Raw genomic sequence first — 22577 nt, forward strand, 5'->3', positions numbered from 1 at the left:
CCTATCAGTCGGCATGGCGCGGAAAAAATATTATCTGACGGCGACACTGCCGGATGGCTATGTGAAGACCATCGGGCCAACCGCGCTCGACTTCACCCATTATTGGCGGGTCGTCGCGGTACTGGCGAACGGCAAGACCGAAGTCTTCTGGGGCCACAGCAAGTCGCTGCGCGAAGCGAAGAGCAAGCAGGCCGCGCTGACCGACGCTGCCGCGATGCGCGGCTGGACCTCCTACGACTTCGATATCGTCGAACTGGTGAAGACGACCGAGCCTTGAGCGATTTCTAGGCAGATGGAATCATCTGCCGACTCGGAAATCGCGGTAAATCAAAAAGCTAGAGCGGCAGATCGGATGCAATCCGATCGTGAACCGCTCTAGCCGGCGATTCTGGCCACCAGCCGCGCGGCATAGTCGCGCAACCGTCCCTTCACCTTGTCGGCAAAGCTGGGCGGACCGGGATCGACCGCCCGCATCGCGGCGATCCGCTTGCCGAGCCGATTGCGCGCCAGGCGCTTCACGCTGCCGCTCCAGTCGGCGACCAGCGCGCTCGGCCATTCGGCGGCGCGCACCTGATCGGCGCGATTGCCGGCAACGACGAGGCCCGCCGAACTGTTGCGACGCCCCTCGGCGGCGACGGCGATAAAGGCCGCATGATTTTCCTTGTCGGCGCCTTGGACGAAGATGTTGCGCGCGATCCGTCCGGTCGCCCCCTCGGGCAGGTCGATCATATAGTTGGTGGCGCGGCCGCGGCTGTCGTCGAAGCTGGAGTCGCTGATCTCGATCCGCCCGGCACGGCTCTTCACATAGTGACCGCCGCGGCCCTGCTCGAACCGGCTGCGCCGCACCGTCAGCGACCGAAAGGCGCTCAGATAGATCGAATGCGCGCAGGCGAGCCCGCGATCGCAGCGGCCAAGCCCGATGAAGGTCGAACGATCGATCCGGACATCGGCGGTGGGATCATCGCCGCCCCCCAATATTCCCTCCTCCGAATCGCGAAAGATGCTGCGCGTGACGTTGAGCGGCCCCTTCTCGATGCGGATGCCCGCGCCATTGCCATCGGGCACGCGCAGGTTGCGGAAGACGAGCCCGTCGACCGTCGCACTGCGCCCGCGCAGCACCAGCACCGCCTTGCCCTCGCAGATCCCGCCATCGAAAACCGCGGTCAGCGGCCGTTCGGCGCGATAGGTCACGCTGCCGCCGGTCTGGACGGCGCAGTCGCCATGGACCCCGGGCGCGATGCGGATCGTCCCCACGCCGTCGCCTATGGCGAGAACCGCGTCGGCGAGGCGATGATAGCCGCGCCCCGTCTGCTCGACGGTGAAGGGAGCAGCGGCCAATGGGGTCGCGGCGAGCATGATCGACAATATGGCCAGCAGACGCATCGGCCGCCTATATCATGGAAGCCTTGAGCAAAGGCTTACGGGTTAATCCAGATTCGGCCGCAGCCAGCGTTCGGCGGTCTGGAGGTCGGTGCCGCGCCGCGCGGCATAATCCTCCAGCTGATCGCGGCCGATCCGGGCAACGCCGAAATAGCTCGCCTCGGGATGCCCGAAATAGAAGCCCGAGACCGCCGCAGTCGGCAGCATCGCGAAGCTTTCGGTCAGGGTGATGCCGGTCGCCTCGCCCGCCTTCAGCATGTCGAACAAGACGGGCTTCTGGCTGTGGTCGGGACAGGCCGGATAGCCGGGAGCCGGGCGGATGCCGCGATACTGCTCCTTGATCAGCGCCTCGTTGGTCAGCTGCTCGCCTTCGGCATAGCCCCACAGCGTCGTGCGGACATGGAGATGCAGCCGCTCGGCGAAAGCCTCGGCGAGGCGATCGGCGAGCGCCTTGAGCAGGATGTCGCGATAGTCGTCATGATCGGCCTTGAATCGCGCAATATGCGGATCGATGCCGTGGATGCCGACCGCGAAGCCGCCGAACCAGTCGTCCTGCCGGTCGACAAAATCGGCTAGGCACATATTGGCCCGGCCCTCGCGCTTCTTGATCTGCTGGCGCAGGAAGGGCAGCCGCACCTCGCCCGCTTCGGTCTGGACGATGACATCGTCGCCCTCGGCATGAGCGGGCCACAAGGCGGCGACGCCCTTCGCGGTCAGCCACTTCTCGGCGATGATCGTGTCGAGCATCTTCTGCGCGTCCGCGAACAGGCCGCGCGCGCTTTCCCCAACGATAGCGTCGTCGAGGATCGCGGGATAATTGCCCGCCAGTTCCCAGGCGCGGAAGAAAGGTGTCCAGTCGATCAGTTCGCGCAGATCCTCGAGCGGCCAGTCGGCGAAGACATGCTGGCCGGGCTGTTTCGGCGCATCGGGCTTCAATGCGAAATCGGCGACGAAGGCGTTGGCGCGCGCCTCTTCCAGAGTCGCTAGTTCATTCTGGCCCTTGCCTTCGCGCGCCTTGCGGACCGCGTCATAATCGGCCGCCGTCTTCGCGACGAAATCGTCGCGCTGGGTGTCCGACAACAGGGTCGATGCGACGCCGACCGCGCGGCTCGCGTCGAGGACGTGGACGACCGGTCCTTCATAGGCGGGCGCAATGCGCAGCGCGGTGTGCACCTTCGACGTCGTCGCCCCGCCTATCAGCAGCGGCATCGTCATATGGGTGCGCTGCATCTCGGCGGCGACGGTCACCATCTCGTCGAGCGAGGGCGTGATCAGGCCCGACAGGCCGATCATGTCGGCGTCATTCTCGTTCGCGGCCTTCAGGATATCCATCCACGGCACCATCACCCCGAGGTCGATAACCTCATAGCCGTTGCACTGGAGCACGACGCCGACGATGTTCTTGCCGATATCGTGGACGTCGCCCTTGACCGTCGCCATCACGATCCGGCCCTTGGAGCGCTGTCCCGCCACCTTCTCCGCCTCGATATAGGGCAGGAGATGCGCGACCGCCTTCTTCATGACGCGGGCGGACTTCACCACCTGCGGCAGGAACATCTTGCCCGATCCGAACAGGTCGCCGACGACGTTCATTCCGTCCATCAGCGGCCCTTCGATCACCTCGATCGGCCGGGCGAACATCTGGCGCGCCTCTTCGGTATCGTCGACGACATGCGCGTCGATACCCTTGACCAGCGCATGTTCCAGCCGCTTGACGACATCCCAGCCGCGCCATTCCTCGGCGGCCTTCTCGGCCACCGCATCCTTGCCGCGAAATTTTTCGGCGATCGCAATCAGCCTTTCGGTCGGCGTTTCGTCGGGATTGCGCGCCGGGCGGTTGAGGATGACGTCCTCGCACGCCTCGCGCAGCTCGGGATCGATCGTGTCGTAGACGTCGAGCTGCCCGGCGTTGACGATGCCCATGTCCATCCCGGCGGGAATGGCATGGTAGAGGAAGATGCTGTGCATCGCCTTGCGCACCGGCTCGTTGCCGCGGAACGAGAAGCTGAGGTTCGACAGGCCGCCCGAGATATGCGCGTGCGGGCAACGGGCGCGGATTTCCTTGCACGCCTCGATATAGTCGACACCGTAATTATTATGCTCCTCGATCCCGGTCGCCACCGCGAAGATGTTCGGATCGAAGATGATGTCCTCGGGCGGGAAGCCGTCCGCCACCAGCAGCTTATAAGCGCGCTCGCAGATTTCGACCTTGCGCGCCTTGGTGTCGGCCTGGCCGACCTCGTCGAACGCCATCACCACCACGGCGGCGCCATAGGCACGGCACTTGCGGGCATGGTGCAGGAAGGCTTCTTCGCCCTCCTTCATGCTGATCGAATTGACGATCGGCTTGCCCGAAACGCATTTCAGCCCGGCCTCGATCACCGACCATTTCGAGCTGTCGACCATCACCGGAATGCGCGCGATGTCGGGCTCCGCCGCCATCAGCTTGAGGAAGGTGGTCATCGCCATTTCGGCGTCGAGCAGGCCCTCGTCCATGTTGACGTCGATGATCTGCGCGCCGTTCTCGACCTGCTGCCGCGCGACTTCGATCGCCTTGGCATAATCGCCGCCCATGATGAGCTTCTTGAACACCGCCGATCCGGTGACGTTGGTGCGCTCGCCGATGTTGACGAACTGGGCGGTGGAGGGCGTGGTGTTGCTCATTGCTCTTCTATTCTGATCGTCATGCTGAACCTGTTTCAGCATCCACCGCGCCACGGGAGCGATGCCCGAGGGAAGAGTGGATCCTGAAACAAGTTCAGGATGACGGAGGAAAACTCACGCCGCCATGATCATCGGATCGAGGCCGGCAAGCCGGGTGCGATGGTCATGCGCGTGCGGCACACGGGCAGCGTGGCCCTTGACCGCCTCGGCCATCGCAGCGATGTGCGCGGGGGTGGAGCCGCAGCAGCCGCCCACGACATTGACCAGCGCATTGTCGGCCCATTCGCGGATGAAATCGCCGGTGGTGTGCGGCTGCTCGTCATATTCGCCGAGGTCGTTGGGCAGCCCGGCATTGGGATAGATCATCACGAGCACATCGGCGATACCCGACAGCACCTGCACATGCGGGCGCAACAGGTCGGCCCCGAAGGCGCAGTTGAGACCGACCGTCAGCGGATGGGCGTGGCGCACCGCGTGCCAGAAGGCCTCGACCGAATGGCCCGACAGGTTGCGGCCCGACATGTCGGTGATCGTCATCGAGATCATCATCGGAATCTCGACGCCCCGCTTCGCCTGCTCTTCGAGCACCGCCATGATCGCGGCCTTGGCGTTGAGCGTGTCGAAGATCGTCTCGATCAGGATGAAGTCGCAGCCGCCGTCGATCAGCGCCGCAGCCTGATCCTGATAGACGTCGCGCATCGTATCGAAATCGACCGCACGATAGCCCGGGTCGTTCACGTCGGGCGACAGCGACAGCGTCTTGTTGGTCGGGCCGATCGCCCCCGCCACGAAGCGCGGACGGCCATCCTTCGCCTGATAGTCGTCGGCCGCCTTGCGGGCGATCCGCGCCGCGGCGAGGTTCATCTCGCGGACGAGATGGACCGCGGCATAATCCTCTTGACTGATGATGTTGGCGTTGAAGGTGTTGGTCGAGACGATGTCAGACCCCGCGTCGAGATACTGCCGGGTGATCTCGTCGATCACATCGGGGCGGGTCAGCACCAGCAGGTCATTATTGCCCTTCTGATCGAGCCGCAGGTCATAGGACCCGCGATAATCGGCCTCCTGGAGCTTATAGCTCTGGATCATCGTGCCGAACGCGCCGTCGGTGATCAGGATGCGCTGCTTCGCCTGCTCGCGAAAGCGGATAGCGGCTTCGGACTTGTGGAGTGTCATGCGGCATTCTCCAGCGCCTTGGCGTCCGCGCGCAGCCCCAGCAGGTGGCAGATCGCGAAGGACAGTTCGGCGCGGTTGAGCGTGTAGAAATGGAACTGGCGGACCCCGCCCGCATAGAGGCGGCGGCACATCTCGGCGGCGATCGTCGCGGCGACCAGCTGGCGCGTGGCGGGATGATCGTCGAGCCCTTCGAACAGCCGGTCCATCCAGGCGGGAATCGCCGCGCCGCACATGCCGGCGAACTTGCGGGTCTGGGCGACGTTCGACACCGGCAGGATGCCGGGCACGATCTCGCCCTCGATCCCCGCCGCGCGGGCGCGGTCGCAGAACCGGAAATAGGCCTCGGGAGTGAAGAAGAACTGGGTGATCGCCCGGGTCGCGCCCGCGTCGAACTTCGCCCTCAGATTGGCGATGTCGGCCTCAATGCTCGCCGCCTCGGGGTGGCATTCGGGATAGGCGGCGACCGAAATCTCGAACGGGTGGATCGCCTTCAGCCCCGCGACCAGCTCGGCCGCGTTGCGATAGCCATCGGGATGCGGCGCGAACGTAGCTCCCTCGGTCGGCGGATCGCCGCGCAGCGCGACGATATGGCGCACCCCCGCCGCCCAATAGGCGCGGGCGATCTCCTCGATCTCGGCCTTGCTCGCTTCCACGCAGGTCAGGTGCGCGGCGGCGGGAATCGCGGTCTCGGTGGCGATGCGGGCGACGGTGTGATGGGTCCGCTCGCGCGTCGAGCCGCCCGCGCCATAGGTCACCGAAACGAAGCGGGGCTTGAGGGGCGCGAGCGTCTGGATCGCGCTCCACAGTGTCTCTTCCATCTTGTCCGACTTGGGCGGGAAGAATTCGAAGGAGACCGCCGCATCACCCGCCAGATCGGCGAACAGCGGCGTGTCGAGCGCGCGGCGCGCTTCTTCGAGCTGATTGAGGGAAACCCTTGTCATGATACCGCCTTCAACTGGCTGCGCTGTCCGCGCACGCCCAACCATAATTTTACCGTCAATGCATCCCCGACGAGTTCCTCGACCCGGTCAAGGCCCATACCCGCCGCCTGGAACCAGCCGCCGATCTGGTCATCGCCGAAGCCGAGACGCACATGCGCGTCGCGGCTGCGCAGATCCTCGAGATCATGGCTCGCGAAATCGACGATCAGCAGCCGGCCGCCGGGACCGAGCAGCCGCGCGCTTTCGGCGATCGCTGCCGCCGGATGCTGGGCGAAGTGAAGCACCTGATGCAGGATGACGAGGTCGGCCGATCCGTCGCCGAGCGGCAGGGCATACATGTCGCCCTGGCGAAGCTCGGCCTGCGTCAGGCCCGCTTCGGCGAGCTTGACCCGGGCAAGGCGCAGCATCTCCGGGCTGCGGTCAATTCCCAGCGCCGAGGCCGCCCGCGCGCCGACGAGCTCGATCATCCTCCCGGTGCCGGTACCGATGTCGACCATCCGGCCGATCGGGGCATCGACGAGCATCGACAATATGCGCTGCTCGACCGCGCTTTCGGGGACATGGAGCGAGCGGATCGCGTCCCATTCCTCGGCATGTTCGGCGAAATAGCGCGCCGCCGCCGCCGCCCGGTCGGCGCGCACGGCGGCAAGGCGGGCACGGTCGGCGACCGCCCAGACATCCTCGCCATCGCGGCTCCAGTCGTCGATCGCGGCGAAGAGCGGTCCGACGCAGGCGTCGGGACCGAGCCCGAGGAACACCCAGCTGCCTTCCTTGCGGCGCTCGGCCAGACCCGCGTCGGCAAGGATCTTCACATGGCGCGATACGCGGGGCTGGCTTTGCCCGAGAACCTGGGCCAGTTCGCCGATCGACAATTCCATCGCCCGCAGCAGATGAAAGATGCGCAGACGAGTCGGATCGGCCAGCGCCCGAAAGATGGGTAGCGCATCGTTTGGCATATATGCAGACATAAAGAAGTCTTTATATGTGGTCAAGGTGCTTGCCGAGCCGAAGCTTGGCGGGCATGCCGCTTCGGCGCGGAACTCCGCGATGTTTCAAGAGTATGACCGGCGGCGGATAAGCCGCCTGAAAGGGGACTTCGATGCATGCTTCGGCGAAGATGATCGGCGTGGTGGCACTTAGCCTGACGCTGTCGGCCTGCACCACGACGCGGGTCGGAACCGACCGTCTAGCCGAGAAGGACCCGCTCGAAGGATTCAACCGCGCGGTGTGGGCCGTGAATCGCGGCGCCGACAAGGTCGTCGTGAAGCCGGTCACCCAAGTCTATCGTGCGGTCGCGCCCAAGCCGGCGCGCGACGGGGTCCGCAATTTCTTCGCCAATGTCGCCGAGCCCTTCTCGTTCATCAACAATATCCTGCAGGGCAAGCCGGACCGGGCGGTCCGCAACCTCGGCCGCTTCCTGGTGAACACCACCGCGGGCATCGGCGGACTGTTCGATCAGGCCAGCCGCGTCGGTATCAAGCCCGCCTCCGAGGATTTCGGCCAGACACTCGCCGCCTGGGGGGCGAATGGCGGACCCTATCTGGTGCTCCCGCTGCTCGGTCCATCGACGCTGCGCGACGGCGTCGGCACCGGGGTCGCCCAGTTCACCGATCCCTATCGCGTCTGCCTGAGCGAATGTGGCCTGCCCCATGGCGTGCCGCTGGCGCTGACCGCGACGCAGGTGATCAGCATCCGCGACGGGCTGATCGAGACCGGCGCGGACAGCTTCCTTGAATCGAGCCTCGATCCCTATGCCGCAGCGCGGTCGGCTTTCCTGCAGCGGCGGCGCGCCGAGATATTGAACCAGGAAGGCGACGACGCGGCCAGCGAGGCGGCGGCGGCTGCCGACGCCGAAGCGAATCCGATCGGCGCCGACGCGGGCTCGGCGGCCGATGCCGAAGCCGGAATTCCGGGCGCGGACGCGCCGTCCGCCGCCGATGCGGATGCCGGCATACCGGCATCCGATCCGGCTCCGAAACCAAGTGATCCTGCGGGTTCCGAGGCTCCGAAACAGCCGAATTAACTACCGGAACAAGAGACATTGCATCGCACTGCGCAAAACTGTAAGAAGTCCGAGCCTGTTTCGGGGGGAAACAAGCCTGAACGTGATTGGAATCGTTCGAGCCACTCTCTTTTTTTAATTCACTTCCGGAGAATTCGATCATGAAGAAGATCGTTGCCCTTTCGCTTATCGCCGCTGCCTCGCTGACGCTTGCTGCCTGCAAGAAGGAAGCTCCCGCTGCCGAGAACAACACCGTTGTCGTCGACAACGCCGCCGACGCGATGGCCGACACCAACGCTGCGATGGTCGATTCGAACGCGGCTGCTCCGGCGGACAACGCTTCGAACGCGATGTAATCGCGCGGGTGGCCGCCTCGGCGGCCGCCACGAAAGATTGAAGGCCGCGCCTCCGGGCGCGGCCTTTTTTCTTTGCCTCGGGCTTTCCGCGGTCAGCGGAAGATCGGCTGGGTGACCAGGACTTCTTCGGCCGAACAGACCTGCGCCGATGGCGGTGCCCCCGTCTTGCGCAGCGCAGCGAGCTCCGCCCGCGCGGCGACCACCGCATCCTGATAAGCGGGCTCGGTGCGGATCACCGCCAAGGTCGATGCGGCGACCATCCGGCCCGCCTCGATCGCGCTCATATTGTGGACGCCGCACACGACCCGGCTTTCGCCATAGGCCCTTGCCCGGGCCAGGATCGGCGCAGCGCGATCGTCGACCAGTTCGGCCAGAATCAGCCCCCAGGTCCAGCTCTTCGCCGCGTGGCCCGAGGGATAGTCGTAGCTCGCGGTCAGTTCATCGGTCTGCGCCACGCAGGTTTCACCCGGATCGAGCAGATAGGGCCGCTTCTTCTTGTAGAAGGCCTTGAGCTCATTGGTCTGCCGCGATGCGTCGCGCGACGCCTTTTCCAGCAGCGCCGCCGTCTTCGGCGCGGTCGCCGGCGTCATACTGATACGTGCGGCGCAGCCGAAGTCGCGCATCAGCGATGCCGGGTCGCTCGGCGCATCGTTCACCGCCATGTCCCAGCGGGCCGTTCCCTTGAGCGCGCGGGTGAGCTTGAACACCTCGCGGTCAGCGACACCGCGCGGCTCTTGCGGGATCGGCGCGGGCAGGACGACGTCGATCAGGGTGATATAGCCGTCAGGCAGAAAGCCGGCCCCGTCGGCGCCCGCCGCCATCACCCCGCCCGCCGCACCCGCCAGGGCGGCGGCCGCGATCATCATTCCATATCGAACCCGCATCGCTCCCCCCGGTAATCAACGGTCAGTCGTCGTAATAACCGCCATATTGCTTGTTCTGGCCATAGCCATAGCCATAGTCGTCCGCTGTCAGGCCGGCGCTGTAGCGGTTGAGCACGGTGCCGATGCACGGCGCCGGGCTTAGCAGCCGGATACTGTCGCGCACCTGTTTGCGGGTCGTCACGCCATCCTCGACGATCATCAGATAGGCATCGATCTTCTGGCTGATGACGACCGCATCGTCATTGGCGAAGACCGGCGGCAGATCGCACAGACAGATCGTACCTTCCGGCAGCTGGCGCATCGCGCTGATCAGCGAATCCATCCGGTTCGAAGCGACCAGCTCGTCCGATGCGGCGGCATTGGGGAAGCTGGGGAAGATCGTCAGCTGTTCGTTCGGGATGGTCCGCGCCACCGCGCTGAGATCGTTGATCGTGCCGTCGAGGAAATGCGACAGGCCGACCTCGCCCTGTAACTTGAAGTTGCGGGCGATCGTCGAGCGGCGAAGGTCGAAATCGAACAAATAGGTGTGGAGATCGGGGCTGCGCGCCATCGCGGCGGCAAGGTTGGAGACCACGAAGCTCTTGCCCACCTTCGGGGTCGGCGACGTCACGCCGATGATCCGCCAACCCCGCGCCCGCGCGATCCGCAGGATCTGCGCACGCAGCAGGGTGAAGGGCCGCGCCCTTATGTCCTTGCTGTCGAAACCGTAGATGCCGGTTTCGCGCAGCGTCTCGAAGACGCTCGCACGGTGGGCGTCGCCAGGCAGGGCGGCCGCCGGCTCGACACGCTGGGGCGGATCGAAGCTCATGCCGCCGCGGCCTTGCGCCGGGTGAACAGGCCCTTCTTACGCTTCCTGCGCTTGCCCGCGCCACGGCGCGCCTTCGGCTTGAGCGTGGGGATGACCACCAGCGGGCCGACCCCGAGCATCCCCTGAAGCGCCGCGGCGCCGCGGATAGGCCGGCGCAGCAGCTCGATCAGCAACGCAAGGCCGAGACCGAGCGTCGCGCCGACCGCCAGGCCGCCGATCACCAGCAGGCTGCGGTTCGGTGAATTGGGTTCGTCCGGCAGCGTCGGCGGATCGACCAGCACGAGCCGCTCGCCGCGTTGTTCGGCATCCATCTTCTGGGCGGCCTCGGCGGCGAGAAGATTGCCCGAGATGCGCTCATAATTGCCGCGCAGGCCATCGGCCTTCGCCTCGAGCTGGCGGATGCTTTCCTCGATCAGCGGCGCGCCGCTCTGCGCCGCGACCGCCGCGCTGGCGCGCGACATGTCGGACGAGCGGGCACCGGACAGGCTCGCGATCGTACGGTTATTGGCAGCGATCTGCGCGCTGATCGCGGGATTGGTGCGCGGATTGACATTGGCCTTGGCCGCTGCGCGTGCCTCGGTCAGCTTCTGCTTGGCGGCGATCACATCGGGGTGGTTGTCCGAATAGAGCGCCTGCGCCGCGGCAAGCGCCGCTTCCGCCTGGCCGACCCGATCATCGGCATTGGTGCTGTTGCTGCTGAGTTTGCCCTGCAGCTCGGTATTCTCACGCTGCAGCTGAGCGATCTGGACATCATAGTTGGAGGTCGAGGGGATGAAACCACCGACCCGCGACAGCGCCAGGCCGTTGCGCGCCTTGATGTCCTGGATCTTGCCTTCGATCTCGCTGATCTGCGCCTGGATCTGGCTCGCCTGCCCCCGCAGGAAGCCTACGGTGGCATCCGCCTTCGCCGAGAGTTCGGAACTGTCGAGTTTCAGCAGCTTCTCGGTGAACTGCTGGGTCACCGCCTGCGCCTTTGCCGGGTCCGAATAGGTGAAGGAGATCGAGAAGGCGATCGTGCTCGATCCGCCTCGCGCCGCCGCCATCCGGTCTATGTCCGCGGTGACGGGGGTGATGGCGGTGGCGTCGCGCATCTTTTCGATGATCGTCGACAGCGAGCTCTTGCGGCGATCGGCCATGTACAGCTCATTGTTCTGGATCAGCTCGATCAGGCCGGGGCGGCTCAATATCTGCTGCTTGATCCGGGCGATGCGCTGGTCGATCAGGTCGGTAACCGAGGCGGCGGCGATCGCTTCGGGCAACTCCTTGGATTCGACGACGACCGTCGCCGACGAGCGGTAGAGCGCAGGCAGGCCATAGGCGAGCCCTACGCCGGTGAGCGCGCACACTACGAAGGGGATGATCACGAACCAGCGCCGCTGATACAGGATCTGCGGCAGATAACCGAGCAGGCCGTCGGCCAGCTCTAGGTCATTCGCGGCCGGATCGATCGCTGCATTCATCGCGTGCCCGGCAGTGCCACGTTCATGTAGATCTCGCCGCCGAGATCGGCCTTGATCGGCGGGCCGCCGAAGACGTCGCGATAGCGCGCTTCGGTGCCGATGATGATCTGCCGGCTCGCGCGCCATTCGAAGCCGGCATGCGTGCTGACATATTGGCGCGTGTCCGAGATGCCGCCCTGCGCCTCGCTGCGCGAATAGGTGCCGCCCATCGCGAAGCCGAGCCGTTCGGTAAGCTTGCGGCTGTAATTGCCACCCGCGCTGGTGCGTTCCACCGTGCCCAGGCCCGATGCGCTGACCGAACGATTGGCGAACAGGCAGAAATCGTCGCGCGAACCTTTGTGACAGAGGCTGGCGCTGCCCGACAGCCCCTTGGTGCTCCGGTCAGGCTGCAAGGGCAATGTCAGTTCGCTGAACGATACGCCGAGCGAGGCATCGAAGGTCCAGGCCGCGTTGAGCTTCGTCGAGAAGGTGACGCGCGGTTCCATGATCAGTGTGCTGAGATTGGCCGTGTCGGGATAGTCGATCCGGTAGACTGCGCCGCTGACGCCGACCTTCGTGCGCTCCGACACCGCATGCTGCCAGCCGATACGCCCGCCGACACTGTTGGAATCGGTCCCGCCTGCATCCCGGTAGCGGGTCGCGGTATAGCCGCCATCGGCTGAGACCGTGTCCTTTGGACCAACCTGATATTGCCAGCCGCCGCTCGCCGAATAGGTGTCCGTACGCTGACGCAAACCGATCAGGTTGACGTCGGTGTTGTCGAGCGGCGAGGAGCCGGTAACATCGTCATTGCCCTGGCCGATCACCGAGCTGTCATAATGCAGCGCGGCGAAGACGCTGAGCTTCGGCGTCACTCTCTGCTGAACGCTCGCCTCGGCGCCATAATCATCGGACTTGCCATATTTCTCGAGATAGGCGGTCCGGGTGAAATGGCCCGAGACCGACATCTCGCCCTTTTCGGTGCGCTTCGTGAGCTTGGGCTCGATCGAGGATTCGACATAGGGACTGGCCAGATCGTTGCCCGTCGTCAGGAACGGATTGAGATCATAGCCGAGCCGGGTCGACAGCTCGACCGACGCTTCGACCGGTGCGGCCGCCGCCGGAACTGCCGCCAGCAGCCCGGCGAGCACCACCAGCGATGCCCTGTGGTGGAGAGCGAGACGCGCGATCACGGCACCACCACCGTATCGCCGCTCTGCAGCTCTATGATCGCCCCCTGTAGATCGGCATTGGATGGATTCCCCTTCATCGCGGTGTCGAGCCTGACATCGATCACCTGGATCTGCGCCCCATTCTTACGGTAGATCTTGACCCGGCCGAGGTCGGCGAACTCGGTCGGCCCGCCCGCCACGCTCACCGCCTCCAGCACGTTCATATAATGGCCCGGCGTGAACGATCCGGGCGACCGCACCTTGCCCGCAACCGAAAAGCTGAGCCCGCTGGGGTTCTTGACCGACACGGTCACGCGCGGCACCGAATTGCGATATTGATCGGCCAGCCCCTTCACGATCACGCCTTCGAGATCGGTGGGCAGCTTGTTGAGCGCGTCGATCCGTCCAACCAGCGGAAAGGAAACGCTGCCGTCCGGCAGGACCTTCAGCACGCGCTGAAGCCGCTCGTCGCCCCAGACATAAATCTCGATCTCGTCACCCGGGTTGATGCGATAGGGCTTGAGCGTGGCCGCCGCGGACTGGCCGGCGGCAGGCGCCGCAGCCAGGAAAAATGCGGGAAGTGCGGCCATTGCGGTGGCCGCCAGCATGGCCGTCCTGATCGTCCCCCGCATAAGCACTACAGCCCCATCATATCGCCACCGGACGCCCTTGCCCGATCCAGCCGCCGCCGCCCGACAACCCGCCTGATCGTTCGACCATGGTTCATCTTCACAATTGCCTCAAAAAGGCGGCGCGCGAAACAGAAAAAGCCAACACAAACCGGCACTTTGCATATGCTAACAATTGACGGACGCGATGCAGGCCAATGCCTCGCGGCCTTTTGTGGCTTTTGTTGGGGCCAGCTTCGCGTTTTTCGGGGTGGTCTATAGGACGACGGCGTGAAATGATGGTGCGGGCGGGGGGACTCGAACCCCCACAGGTCTCACGACCTTACGGATTTTCGTACCACTTCGGCTTTCGCCGCCGGGCCGGACCAGCCGGCGCCGTTCGTGGTCTGGACTATCCCTTCGCCCTATCCGCCACCCTCAGAGGGAGGAGCGGACGTAGGCGCTGCCCGTCTAGTCTCTACACCTTCCGCCGGAGCGCGAGGCCCCTGCGGCTTGGCTCGGGATCACCAGGAAGAGGCTTCCCCGAATTTGAGCAGTTCTGCATCGCCGGTTTCCCGGCGAGCACTCGATGCCGGAATCTTGCCTTTCCGCTTCAAGTCCGTTGCGTCTACCAATTTCGCCACGCCCGCAGCGTCGCAGCGGGGTGCATAGAGCGTGATTGGCCGGGGTGGAAGCGCTTTGCGTTTTCACGTCGCATCCGCGCTCATTCCGCAGATTCCCGCCCTCAGCGCCGCGGCGCCTCGAATCGGGCGTGCCGACGGCGGAGCGATAGATCAGACGTTGAGGCGGAGCCGCATTTCCTTACCTGGCTTGAAATATGGCACCCGCTTGGCAGAAACGGGCACAGTGTCGCCAGTCCTCGGATTACGTCCAATACGCGCGCCACGGCTACGCGTAGAAAAGGCGCCGAAGCCACGAAGTTCTACACGGCCGCCTTCTGCGAGCCGCTTTGTAATCGCGTCGAACAATGTCGAAACGATCTTTTCGACTTCTTTCGGAGAAAGATCGGGATTGTCCTGCGACAACAATTGTACCAACTCGGATCTGATCACAAAGCCACCCCCGTTGATGTCATGCCCGAGCCCGTAAATGCACCGTCCGCAGATTTGGCCCCGTCATCGACCAGGGCCGACCCCTTTTAGGCCCTGTCTCCACCTATGTAGCGATAAAAGCGCCTTTAAATCAATCTGAGTCAAGGGCTGGCATCTGCCACGATCCTGGCTGCCGTTCAGCCTTGCGACAGACGCGCCGCCACAATAGACGGGAAAGCCGTCCGGGTGCCCGGCCCGGCTGCCCGCCACGAAAGGAGCTTAGATGCCGTACCGGTTCGTTCTCGCCTCGATCGCCGCCGTCGCGCTGGCCGCGCCGGCGCTGGCCGCGCCGCTGCCCAAGCCCGCCCTGTTCGGGGTCTGCGCCGCATGTCACAAGGTCGACAAGGGCGCTCCGAATACGATCGGGCCCAATCTGTTCGGCATCGGCAACACCAAGGCGGGCGAGGTTCCCGGCTTCGCCTTCTCGCCGGCGATGAAGAATTCCAAGATAAAGTGGACCCGCGCCAATCTGATCGCCTTCATCCAGGAGCCGCAGAAGACGGTACCGGGCACGCGCATGCCGTTCGCGGGCCTCAAGAACCCCAAGGCCGCCGAGCAGATCGCGGACTATATCCTGTCGCTGAAATAAGCGTCATCGCGCGTTTGATGGGAGGCGGCCCCCTGCGGGTCGCCTCTTGCCATATTTAACGCCGCGATCTGCCGCGCGCCTTGCCCGGCATCCAGCGCGTCAGAACGAATATCGCCAGCGGCCAGAGCAGCGTGTTGATCACGTCGCTCGTCGTGTCGGGCATCCAGCGGCCGTGATACAGGCGGTCGAATATCTCGTTGACGAGTTCAGCGATGCAGACGCAGGCCAGCGGCACCGGCGACGACAAGGGCCGGCGCGTTACCACCCTGGCGATCAGCAGGATCAGCAGCCCGGCGTGGACATGCAGCAGCCGATCCTCGAAACCGGTTGCGGCGGCGATCCAGTCGACCAGGCCGATATAGGCCTCTACTATCCGATGAATTTGATCGCGCAGCACCCCGTCCCGTTGGCCGGGTTGCGGCGGCAGGTCAACAGCGGAGCGGCGTTGCGCACCATGATGTTGCTGGGAAGACCGCCATCGGCGGTGGTGGAAGGGGCTGGATTCGAACCAGCGTACGCTTGCACGGGCAGATTTACAGTCTGCTGCCTTTAACCACTCGGCCACCCTTCCAGAGGCGCCAAAAGCGAGGCGGCTCAATGGCCAATCGAAACCGGCCTGTCAACGCATCTTCAGCGAAAAAGATCGGCATGCCGCGATGCTTGCCTAGCGAGGGCGCCGGTGGCTAAGGCATGCACATGCGTAGAGGCCATCGCCCATCCCAACCCGCCGCCGGCCGGCCCCGTTTCTGGGGCCGCCATGCCGTGATCGCGGCGCTCGCCAATCCGAATCGCACCGTGCGGCGGATGTGGGGAACGCGTGAGGCGCTTTCGGCCCTCGATCTGCCCCCGGTCGTTCCGGTTACCTATGCCGACGCCGCCGATCTCGGCCGGCTGGTGCCGCACGATGCGCCGCATCAGGGGCTGGTGATCGAGGTCGATCCGCTGCCCGATATCTGGCTGGGCGACCTGCTGGAGGAAGCACAGGGCAACCGCCGCCCGCTGGTGATCCTCGATCAGGTCACCGATCCGCACAATGTCGGCGCGGTGCTGCGTTCGGCGGCGGCGTTCGACGCGGTCGGCATCGTTACCCAGGATCGCAACGCGCCAGCCGAATCGGGCGCGCTCGCCCGCTCGGCCTCGGGTGCGTTGGAGGTGGTGCCATGGGTGCGCGTGGTCAACCTCGCCCGTGCGCTCGACGAGATCGCCGAGGCGGGCTTCTGGCGGATCGGCCTGACGGGCCATGCCAAGGGGACGCTGGCCGAGGTGATGGGCGACGCGCGAATAGCGATCGTGCTGGGCGCCGAAGGTGAGGGCATGCGCCAGAATACCGAGGCACATTGCGACGAGCTGGCGAAGCTGCCGATAAGCCCGAAGGTCGAGAGTCTGAACATCTCGAACGCCGCGGCGATCGCGCTGTACGCGATAACCACGCGTTAGTTTAATAGCCTCAGGCGTCGGCGTACGCTTCGCGCTTGCGGAGCCCTGACGGGCTCCGACGCAAACTAGGGCGCGAAGCGGCCCGCAACGCCGAACGGACGCCGCGCCTTATTGGCGCGAAGCCAAGCAGGGCGGAGACCCTGCGCCCGGCGTTTGAGGGCGCCCACGCAAAGCGTAGGCCAAAACGAAAACAGGAAGATTAAGGCCTAGCCTTAATCTTCCGGCGCGATCGTGACGGTGAGGCCGTCGAGCTCGTCCGACATGACGAGCTGGCACGACAGGCGCGAGCGCTCGTCGCGATGATCGCTGCTGTCGAGCAGGTCGTTCTCGTCGTCGCTCATCTCGGGAAGAACGCCGGTGAACGCGGGATCGACGAAGACATGGCAGGTCGCGCAGGAGCAGCAGCCGCCGCACAGCGCCAGCAGCTCGTCGACACCATTGTCGCGGATGACTTCCATCACCGACAGGCCGGCTTCGGCCTCGAACACCGATTCCTCACCCTCACGCGTGACGACGACCAACTTGGGCATTAGCACTCCCCCGACACTTTAAATGATCCGGATTTGGCGGGGCTATGTCGCGCGCCGCCGCCGAAATCAAGAGCAGGAGCCGAAATGAGCCTCTCCGCGAAACAAATAAGCGATAGTTTGAACACTTTGGCAAAGAATGAACCGGCTTTTGCGCGCGCGATCGAGACGGTCGGCTATCCGCCCCCGCGCATCCGCGAGCGCGGCTATCAGACGTTGCTGCGCACGATCGTCGGCCAGCAGGTCAGTGTCGCCGCCGCCAACTCGATCTGGGCGAAGCTCGAATCCCTGGTCGGCGCGGGCCTTGCCCCCGAGGCGGTCGCGGTCGCCCCAGACGAACTGCTCCGTCAGGCCGGGCTGTCGCGCCAGAAGGCGAGCTATGCCAAGAGCCTGGCCGAACATGTCGCGAGCGGCGACATCGACCTCGACAACCTCCCTGCCGACGATGAAGAGGCGATCGCGCAGATGACCGCGATCAGGGGCATCGGGCGCTGGTCGGCCGAAATCTACCTGCTGTTCGCGGAAGGGCGCGGCGATGTCTGGCCCGCCGGCGACCTGGCGGTGCAGATCGAGGTGGGCAAGCTCCTCGGCCTGCCCGAGCGCCCGAGCGAGCGCGAGACGCGCCGGCTGGCCCAGCCGTGGAGCCCACATCGGGGCGCGGCCGCGATCTTCACCTGGCACAGCTATTCGGCGCGGCTGGCCGCAGCGAAAGCGCCGATCTGACCTTTAACCCCTCTCCCATTCGGGAGAGCGAAAGCCTTACCCCCTCAACCGCGCGCCCAGCTTGGCCGCCGCCGCGACGATCTTTTCGGAGATCGCCTGGAGGTCGGCATCGGTGAAGCTCTTCTCGGCGGGCTGGAGCACCACCTCGATCGCGACCGACTTCTCCCCCTCGCCGACGCCCTGGCCGACGAAGATGTCGAACAGCTTCACATCGACGATCGCCGTCTTGTCCGCGCCACGCACCGCGCGCAGCAGCTCCTCGCCGGCCTTGTCGGCGGCGACGAGGAAAGCGAAGTCGCGGCGGACCGCCTGCAGCGCAGGGGGCGCATAGGCATCGCGCATATGGTCGACCGAGGCGCGCTTCGTCGGGATCGCGTCGAGGAAGACTTCGGCGGCGACCGCCACGCCTTCGATGTCGAAAGCGCGGGCGATGGCGGGGTGAAGCTCGCCGAATTCGGCCAGCACCGTCTTGGGGCCGAGCCGCAACGTGCCCGAGCGACCGGGATGATAGACCCCCGCCGACACCGCCTCGAACAACTGCAGCCGATCGACCGGCGCGCCCGCCGCGCCCAACAGCGCCACCACCTCGGCTTTGGCGTCATAGGCGTCGAAGGGCTGGGCGCGGCCGGTCCGCCAGTCGCGCGACACCCGGTCCCCGGTCAGCAGCAGGCCGAGCGTCAGACTCTCGCGATCGGCCAGATAGCGGCGCCCGATCTCGAACAGGCGGATGCTGTCCGCGCCGCGATCGGCATTGCGGCGCGCGGCGGCGATCAGGCCGGGGAGCAGTGACGGCCGCATCACCTTCAGATCTTCGCTGATCGGGTTGGCGAGCGTCCAGTCCCCGCCACCGAAGGGTGCTGCCTCGGCCTCGCTGACGAAGCTCCAGGTCACCGCCTCGTTCAGCCCGCGCGCTGCGGCGGCGCGGCGGCTGCGGCGCTCGATCATCTGCATCTGGGTCGCGGTGGGCGGCGCGACGCCCTCGGCGCGAGGCAGCGGCGTCGAAGGTATATTGTCGATCCCGACGATGCGGACGACTTCCTCGACCAGGTCGGCAGGGCCGTCGATGTCGCGCCGCCAGCTCGGGACCGAGATGTTCCACACCGCGTCGATGCCGAAGCCGAGCGCGGAGAGGATCGAACGCTGGCGATCGGGCTCGACGGTCAGGCCAGCGATCTTGGCGGTGAGCGTCGGATCGTAGCGGAGCGCCTTGGTGCCCGATGGCGGTGTGCCCGCCTCGACCGCCTGGGTCGGCGTGCCACCGCAGATATCGAGCACCAGCCGGGTCGCGATGGCGAGGCCCGCGCCGAGGAACTGCGGATCGACCCCGCGTTCGAAGCGGCTGCGCGCGTCGGAGGTGACACCGAGCTTCTGGCCGGTGCGCGCGATGCTCTCGGGCGTGAAATAGGCGCATTCGATCAGCACGTCGGTGGTCGCGGCGGTTACGCCTGATTTCTCGCCGCCCATGATGCCGCCGATATCGTCCGCGCCATTGGCGTCGGCGATCACCGTCATCGTCTCGTCGAGCGTATAGGTCTTCTCGTTGAGCGCCAGCACCTGCTCGCCGGGTTTCGCCTTGCGCGCGACCAGCGGCCCCGACAGCTTGGCGAGATCATAGACGTGCAGCGGACGGCCATGGTCGAGCATCACATAGTTGGTGATGTCGACCAGCGCCGAGATCGGCCGCTGGCCAACCGCCTTCAGCCGCTTGGCCATCCACTCCGGGCTGTCTCCGTTGACGACGCCCTTCACCACCCGGCCGAAAAAGGCGGGGCAGCCCTCGGGGTCTTCGGTACGGATCTCGATCGGGCATTCGCCCTGCCCGGCGATCGTCGGCACGTTGAGCGGCTTCAGCGTACCGAGCCCGGCCGCCGCCAGATCGCGCGCGATGCCGCGCACGCCCATGCAGTCCTGCCGGTTTGGCGTGATCGCCACGTCGATCACCGGATCGGAGAGACCTGCCCAGTCGACATAGCCCTGGCCGACCGGTGCATCGGCGGGCAGCTCGATGATGCCGTCATGCGATTCGCCGAGTTCCAGCTCACGCATCGAACACATCATGCCGCGCGATTCGACGCCGCGGATCGCGGCGATCTTCAGCGTGACGTCGAGGCCAGGGACATAGTCGCCCGGCCGCCCGAGCACACCGATAAGGCCTGCGCGCGCATTGGGCGCGCCGCAGACGATCTGCAGCGGCTCGCCCTCGCCCGCGTCGACCGACAGGACCTGCAGCTTGTCGGCCTGCGGATGCGGCGCGGCGCTCAGCACGCGGGCGATGCGGAAGGCGCCCAGCTTCTCGGCGGGATCCTCGACACCCTCGACCTCGAGACCCACCTTGGTCAGCCCCTCGAGGATCGCGGTCAGGCTCGCGTCGGTGTCGAGATGCTCCTTGAGCCAGGACAGGGTGAACTTCATGCGCCCACTCCCCCGCTTAGCGTGGGCACGTCGAGCGCCGCGAAGCCATAATGGCGCAGCCAGCGCAGGTCGCCGTCGAAGAAAGCGCGCAAATCATCCATTCCATATTTGAGCATCGCCAGCCGGTCGATGCCGCAGCCAAAGGCGAAACCCTGCCATTCGTCCGGGTCGAGCCCGCAATTGGCGATCACCTTGGGGTGCACCATCCCCGAGCCGAGGATCTCCATCCAGCCGCCATTGGGCCCGGTGGGATCGCCGCCGATCACGCGGCGGCCTTTCTCCCAGGTGAAGCCGACATCGACCTCGGCCGACGGCTCGGTGAAGGGGAAGAAGCTCGGGCGCAGGCGCAGCACGATGTCGTCACGCTCGAAGAAAGCCTCCACGAAGGTCTCGAGCGTCCATTTGAGATGGCCCATATGGATGCCGCGATCGATCACCAAGCCTTCGACCTGATGGAACATCGGCGTGTGGGTGGCGTCCGAGTCCGACCGATAGGTCCGGCCCGGCGCGATGATCCGGATCGGCGGCTTCTCGCCCATCATCGTGCGAATCTGCACCGGCGAGGTGTGGGTGCGCAGCAGCATCTTCTTCTCCCCCTCCATGTCGGGGAAATAGAAGGTGTCGTGCATGGCACGCGCCGGATGGGTTTCCGGGATGTTGAGCGCGGTGAAATTGTGCCAGTCGTCCTCGATCTCCGGACCGGTCGCGACTGCGAAGCCCAGATCGGCGAAAATCTCCGCCAGTTCGTCCATCACCTGCGCGACCGGGTGGACCGACCCGGGGGCGCCCGGCGAGACCGGCAGGCTCATGTCGAGCTTCTCGGTGGCGAGGCGTGCGTCGAGCGCGGCGGCCTCCAGCGCGGCCTTGCGGTCGGCGATCGCGACGGTGACGGCTTCACGCAACGCGTGGATCTTCGGGCCCTCGGCTTGGCGCTGATCGGGGGTCATCCCGCCCAGCGTCTTCAGCAATGCGGTGATCGTGCCCGACTTGCCGAGCTTCGCCACCCGGATCGCCTCCAGATCGGCCAGCGTCGTCGCCGATGCAATCTCCGAAAGCTCTGCTTGATTCTCTATCGTCACGTCAGCCCCACACAAAGTTCGTCATTCCCGCGAAAGCGGGAATCTATGGACGGCGAAGCGCCCGATAATAAGTGTCCCGTATCCGTGGATTCCCGCCTTCGCGGGAATGACGAACAGGAAATCATTCTCCCTTCGACGTGAACCCGAACATCGTCTCGGCAAGGTCTTCCCAATGGGGGTTCCGCGCCTCGATCAGCTCAATCTTCCACGCCCTGTTCCACTTCTTGAGCTGCTTTTCGCGGGTGATCGCAGAAACCATATCGTCAAAGCGCTCGAAGTGGACGAGATGCGAGACCCCGTAGCGGCTGGTGAAGCCTTTGATCAAGCTTTCCCGATGTTGATACACTCGGCCGAGCAGATCGGATGTCACTCCGATATAGAGCGTGCCATGTCTGCCACTCGAAAGAATATAAACCGCAGGCTCCTTATCCATGGTCTTGCCTTACGTCATTCCCGCGCAAGCGGGAATCAATGGTTATGGCGATTCTGGTTCATGCCCCCCGCTGTCCATGGATTCCCGCCTGCGCGGGAATGACGGTTACTGGGTTAGACCAACAAAAACAAAAAGGGCGCGGTGACATGGCCACCGCGCCCTTCCTGTGTCTCGGTCCGAAGACTTACGCCGCGACGCGGGCGCCTTCGGGCAGGGCGGCCTTGGCCTGGGCGATCACGCCCTTGAAGGCTTCGCCCTCATGCATCGCGAGGTCGGCGAGGACCTTCCGGTCCAGTTCGACGCCGGCGAGCTTGAGGCCATGCATGAAGACGCCATAGGTCAGGCCTTCGGCGCGAACCGCGGCGTTGATGCGCTGAATCCACAGAGCGCGGAACGAACGCTTCTTAACCTTGCGGTCGCGATAGGCGTACTGACCCGCCTTCTCGACAGCCTGCTTGGCGATACGGATGGTGTTTTTGCGGCGGCCATAATAGCCCTTCGCCTGCTCAAGAACCCTCTTGTGCTTGGCGTGGGTGGTCGTACCGCGCTTGACGCGTGCCATTTACCGGCCCTCCCTTAGTTCAGGCCGTACGGGGCCCACAGCTTCACGCGGGCGGTATCGGCCTCGGCGAGAACAGTGGTGCCGCGATTGGTGCGGATATACTTGGCATTGTGGCTGATCAGCCGGTGACGCTTGCCGGCGACGCCGTGCTTCACCTTGCCGGTGGCCGTGAGCTTGAAGCGCTTTTTGACGCCGCTCTTGGTCTTGAGCTTGGGCATTTTCGTCTCCTGATATGCAACGTTTGCAGACAGCCACGGCAGCCCATACAGCCGG

24 protein-coding genes and 1 tRNA gene are annotated in these 22577 nt (G+C 65.2%); 6 read left to right on the forward strand and 19 right to left on the reverse strand.

Annotation, left to right across the window (positions count from 1 at the left end):
* Positions 1-13: 13 nt before the first annotated feature.
* Positions 14-277 (forward strand): hypothetical protein, encoded by a 264-nt coding sequence (locus ASE00_RS12115; protein ID WP_056380547.1) that lies wholly within the window; start codon positions 14-16, stop codon positions 275-277.
* Positions 278-375: 98 nt separating this feature from the next.
* Here the strand turns inward: ASE00_RS12115 and ASE00_RS12120 are convergent, their stop codons facing one another.
* From ASE00_RS12120 to ASE00_RS12140, 5 genes are all read right to left on the reverse strand, one after another.
* Positions 376-1383, reverse strand: a complete 1008-nt coding sequence (locus ASE00_RS12120) for a hypothetical protein (protein ID WP_056380549.1) — start codon at positions 1381-1383, stop codon at positions 376-378.
* Between the two features lie 42 nt (positions 1384-1425).
* On the reverse strand, positions 1426-4086 hold the full coding sequence (gene metH, locus ASE00_RS12125; RefSeq protein ID WP_414819847.1) for a methionine synthase: 2661 nt from the start codon (positions 4084-4086) through the stop codon (positions 1426-1428).
* 72 nt (positions 4087-4158) lie between these two features.
* Positions 4159-5220, reverse strand: a complete 1062-nt coding sequence (locus ASE00_RS12130; RefSeq protein ID WP_056380552.1) for a homocysteine S-methyltransferase family protein — start codon at positions 5218-5220, stop codon at positions 4159-4161.
* Positions 5217-6161 carry a methylenetetrahydrofolate reductase [NAD(P)H] gene (gene metF / locus ASE00_RS12135; protein WP_056380554.1) on the reverse strand — a complete coding sequence of 315 codons (945 nt, stop codon included), beginning with the start codon at positions 6159-6161 and terminating at the stop codon, positions 5217-5219. The genes ASE00_RS12130 and metF overlap by 4 nt, the downstream gene beginning before the upstream one ends.
* Positions 6158-7129: an ArsR/SmtB family transcription factor gene (locus ASE00_RS12140; RefSeq protein WP_056380556.1), complete on the reverse strand. Its 972-nt coding sequence runs from the start codon at positions 7127-7129 to the stop codon at positions 6158-6160. Before ASE00_RS12140 ends, metF begins: the two co-directional genes overlap by 4 nt.
* A gap of 131 nt (positions 7130-7260) precedes the next feature.
* Here ASE00_RS12140 and ASE00_RS12145 point away from each other — a divergent pair, with 131 nt between their 5' ends.
* Complete coding sequence (locus ASE00_RS12145) at positions 7261-8184, forward strand: VacJ family lipoprotein (protein WP_056380558.1); 924 nt, start codon at positions 7261-7263, stop codon at positions 8182-8184.
* Positions 8185-8324: 140 nt separating this feature from the next.
* Entirely contained in the window at positions 8325-8519 is a 195-nt protein-coding gene (locus ASE00_RS12150) for a hypothetical protein (protein WP_056380561.1), read from the forward strand.
* 92 nt (positions 8520-8611) lie between these two features.
* On the opposite strand, the gene ASE00_RS12155 is transcribed toward ASE00_RS12150, so the two are convergent.
* The 6 genes from ASE00_RS12155 to ASE00_RS22965 all read right to left on the reverse strand — a co-directional run bounded on the left by ASE00_RS12155 (position 8612) and on the right by ASE00_RS22965 (position 14503).
* Positions 8612-9382: an acid phosphatase gene (locus ASE00_RS12155; RefSeq protein WP_200957937.1), complete on the reverse strand. Its 771-nt coding sequence runs from the start codon at positions 9380-9382 to the stop codon at positions 8612-8614.
* Between the two features lie 43 nt (positions 9383-9425).
* Positions 9426-10211: a CpsD/CapB family tyrosine-protein kinase gene (locus ASE00_RS12160; protein WP_056380565.1), complete on the reverse strand. Its 786-nt coding sequence runs from the start codon at positions 10209-10211 to the stop codon at positions 9426-9428.
* The gene (locus ASE00_RS12165) at positions 10208-11671 is read right to left on the reverse strand and encodes a GumC family protein (RefSeq protein WP_056380567.1); all 1464 of its coding nucleotides are present in this window, start codon (positions 11669-11671) and stop codon (positions 10208-10210) included. Before ASE00_RS12165 ends, ASE00_RS12160 begins: the two co-directional genes overlap by 4 nt.
* Positions 11668-12843 (reverse strand): hypothetical protein, encoded by a 1176-nt coding sequence (locus ASE00_RS12170; RefSeq protein WP_156405403.1) that lies wholly within the window; start codon positions 12841-12843, stop codon positions 11668-11670. The genes ASE00_RS12165 and ASE00_RS12170 overlap by 4 nt, the downstream gene beginning before the upstream one ends.
* On the reverse strand, positions 12840-13430 hold the full coding sequence (locus ASE00_RS12175; protein WP_235538647.1) for a polysaccharide biosynthesis/export family protein: 591 nt from the start codon (positions 13428-13430) through the stop codon (positions 12840-12842). Before ASE00_RS12175 ends, ASE00_RS12170 begins: the two co-directional genes overlap by 4 nt.
* Positions 13431-14224: 794 nt before the next feature.
* Positions 14225-14503, reverse strand: a complete 279-nt coding sequence (locus ASE00_RS22965) for an integration host factor subunit beta (protein ID WP_082594650.1) — start codon at positions 14501-14503, stop codon at positions 14225-14227.
* A gap of 262 nt (positions 14504-14765) precedes the next feature.
* Here ASE00_RS22965 and ASE00_RS12180 point away from each other — a divergent pair, with 262 nt between their 5' ends.
* A complete protein-coding gene (locus ASE00_RS12180) occupies positions 14766-15131 on the forward strand; it encodes a c-type cytochrome (RefSeq protein WP_056380572.1) in 366 nt (121 codons plus the stop codon).
* 55 nt (positions 15132-15186) lie between these two features.
* Here ASE00_RS12180 and ASE00_RS12185 read toward each other — a convergent pair whose 3' ends face one another.
* Both ASE00_RS12185 and ASE00_RS12190 read right to left on the reverse strand, forming a co-directional pair.
* Positions 15187-15528, reverse strand: coding sequence for a hypothetical protein (locus tag ASE00_RS12185; RefSeq protein ID WP_235538648.1), 342 nt, complete (start codon positions 15526-15528; stop codon positions 15187-15189).
* A gap of 88 nt (positions 15529-15616) precedes the next feature.
* Positions 15617-15702, reverse strand: a tRNA-Tyr gene (locus ASE00_RS12190).
* A gap of 125 nt (positions 15703-15827) precedes the next feature.
* On the opposite strand from ASE00_RS12190, the gene rlmB reads away from it, so the two are divergent.
* Positions 15828-16568 (forward strand): 23S rRNA (guanosine(2251)-2'-O)-methyltransferase RlmB, encoded by a 741-nt coding sequence (gene rlmB / locus ASE00_RS12195; protein WP_056381626.1) that lies wholly within the window; start codon positions 15828-15830, stop codon positions 16566-16568.
* A gap of 212 nt (positions 16569-16780) precedes the next feature.
* Here rlmB and ASE00_RS12200 read toward each other — a convergent pair whose 3' ends face one another.
* Positions 16781-17098, reverse strand: a complete 318-nt coding sequence (locus ASE00_RS12200) for a 2Fe-2S iron-sulfur cluster-binding protein (RefSeq protein ID WP_056380574.1) — start codon at positions 17096-17098, stop codon at positions 16781-16783.
* An 84-nt stretch (positions 17099-17182) separates the two neighbouring features.
* Here ASE00_RS12200 and ASE00_RS12205 point away from each other — a divergent pair, with 84 nt between their 5' ends.
* Positions 17183-17818: a DNA-3-methyladenine glycosylase family protein gene (locus tag ASE00_RS12205; protein WP_056380576.1), complete on the forward strand. Its 636-nt coding sequence runs from the start codon at positions 17183-17185 to the stop codon at positions 17816-17818.
* Positions 17819-17854: 36 nt separating this feature from the next.
* Here the strand turns inward: ASE00_RS12205 and pheT are convergent, their stop codons facing one another.
* From pheT to rpmI, 5 genes are all read right to left on the reverse strand, one after another.
* On the reverse strand, positions 17855-20230 hold the full coding sequence (pheT, locus tag ASE00_RS12210) for a phenylalanine--tRNA ligase subunit beta (protein ID WP_056380578.1): 2376 nt from the start codon (positions 20228-20230) through the stop codon (positions 17855-17857).
* Entirely contained in the window at positions 20227-21309 is a 1083-nt protein-coding gene (gene pheS, locus ASE00_RS12215; protein ID WP_056380581.1) for a phenylalanine--tRNA ligase subunit alpha, read from the reverse strand. Before pheS ends, pheT begins: the two co-directional genes overlap by 4 nt.
* Positions 21310-21430: 121 nt before the next feature.
* Positions 21431-21742: a GIY-YIG nuclease family protein gene (locus ASE00_RS12220; protein ID WP_056380583.1), complete on the reverse strand. Its 312-nt coding sequence runs from the start codon at positions 21740-21742 to the stop codon at positions 21431-21433.
* Positions 21743-21926: 184 nt separating this feature from the next.
* The gene (gene rplT, locus ASE00_RS12225) at positions 21927-22304 is read right to left on the reverse strand and encodes a 50S ribosomal protein L20 (protein WP_056380585.1); all 378 of its coding nucleotides are present in this window, start codon (positions 22302-22304) and stop codon (positions 21927-21929) included.
* A gap of 14 nt (positions 22305-22318) precedes the next feature.
* On the reverse strand, positions 22319-22522 hold the full coding sequence (gene rpmI, locus ASE00_RS12230) for a 50S ribosomal protein L35 (RefSeq protein WP_022692209.1): 204 nt from the start codon (positions 22520-22522) through the stop codon (positions 22319-22321).
* Between the last annotated feature and the right edge of the window lie 55 nt (positions 22523-22577).

It is taken from the genome of Sphingomonas sp. Root710, assembly GCF_001429065.1.
Classification (GTDB): Bacteria; Pseudomonadota; Alphaproteobacteria; order Sphingomonadales; family Sphingomonadaceae; genus Rhizorhabdus.

Excerpts from the sequence above, each read along its gene's own strand:
- ASE00_RS12115 (WP_056380547.1), top strand. The coding sequence starts at position 14 with ATGGCGCGGAAAAAATATTATCTGACGGCGACACTGCCGGATGGCTAT.
- ASE00_RS12120 (WP_056380549.1), bottom strand. The coding sequence starts at position 1,383 with ATGCGTCTGCTGGCCATATTGTCGATCATGCTCGCCGCGACCCCATTG.
- metH (WP_414819847.1), bottom strand. The coding sequence starts at position 4,086 with ATGCTGAAACAGGTTCAGCATGACGATCAGAATAGAAGAGCAATGAGC.
- ASE00_RS12130 (WP_056380552.1), bottom strand. The coding sequence starts at position 5,220 with ATGACACTCCACAAGTCCGAAGCCGCTATCCGCTTTCGCGAGCAGGCG.
- metF (WP_056380554.1), bottom strand. The coding sequence starts at position 6,161 with ATGACAAGGGTTTCCCTCAATCAGCTCGAAGAAGCGCGCCGCGCGCTC.
- ASE00_RS12140 (WP_056380556.1), bottom strand. The coding sequence starts at position 7,129 with ATGTCTGCATATATGCCAAACGATGCGCTACCCATCTTTCGGGCGCTG.
- ASE00_RS12145 (WP_056380558.1), top strand. The coding sequence starts at position 7,261 with ATGCATGCTTCGGCGAAGATGATCGGCGTGGTGGCACTTAGCCTGACG.
- ASE00_RS12150 (WP_056380561.1), top strand. The coding sequence starts at position 8,325 with ATGAAGAAGATCGTTGCCCTTTCGCTTATCGCCGCTGCCTCGCTGACG.
- ASE00_RS12155 (WP_200957937.1), bottom strand. The coding sequence starts at position 9,382 with ATGATCGCGGCCGCCGCCCTGGCGGGTGCGGCGGGCGGGGTGATGGCG.
- ASE00_RS12160 (WP_056380565.1), bottom strand. The coding sequence starts at position 10,211 with ATGAGCTTCGATCCGCCCCAGCGTGTCGAGCCGGCGGCCGCCCTGCCT.
- ASE00_RS12165 (WP_056380567.1), bottom strand. The coding sequence starts at position 11,671 with ATGAATGCAGCGATCGATCCGGCCGCGAATGACCTAGAGCTGGCCGAC.
- ASE00_RS12175 (WP_235538647.1), bottom strand. The coding sequence starts at position 13,430 with ATGCTGGCGGCCACCGCAATGGCCGCACTTCCCGCATTTTTCCTGGCT.
- ASE00_RS12180 (WP_056380572.1), top strand. The coding sequence starts at position 14,766 with ATGCCGTACCGGTTCGTTCTCGCCTCGATCGCCGCCGTCGCGCTGGCC.
- rlmB (WP_056381626.1), top strand. The coding sequence starts at position 15,828 with ATGCGTAGAGGCCATCGCCCATCCCAACCCGCCGCCGGCCGGCCCCGT.
- ASE00_RS12200 (WP_056380574.1), bottom strand. The coding sequence starts at position 17,098 with ATGCCCAAGTTGGTCGTCGTCACGCGTGAGGGTGAGGAATCGGTGTTC.
- ASE00_RS12205 (WP_056380576.1), top strand. The coding sequence starts at position 17,183 with ATGAGCCTCTCCGCGAAACAAATAAGCGATAGTTTGAACACTTTGGCA.
- pheT (WP_056380578.1), bottom strand. The coding sequence starts at position 20,230 with ATGAAGTTCACCCTGTCCTGGCTCAAGGAGCATCTCGACACCGACGCG.
- ASE00_RS12220 (WP_056380583.1), bottom strand. The coding sequence starts at position 21,742 with ATGGATAAGGAGCCTGCGGTTTATATTCTTTCGAGTGGCAGACATGGC.
- rplT (WP_056380585.1), bottom strand. The coding sequence starts at position 22,304 with ATGGCACGCGTCAAGCGCGGTACGACCACCCACGCCAAGCACAAGAGG.
- rpmI (WP_022692209.1), bottom strand. The coding sequence starts at position 22,522 with ATGCCCAAGCTCAAGACCAAGAGCGGCGTCAAAAAGCGCTTCAAGCTC.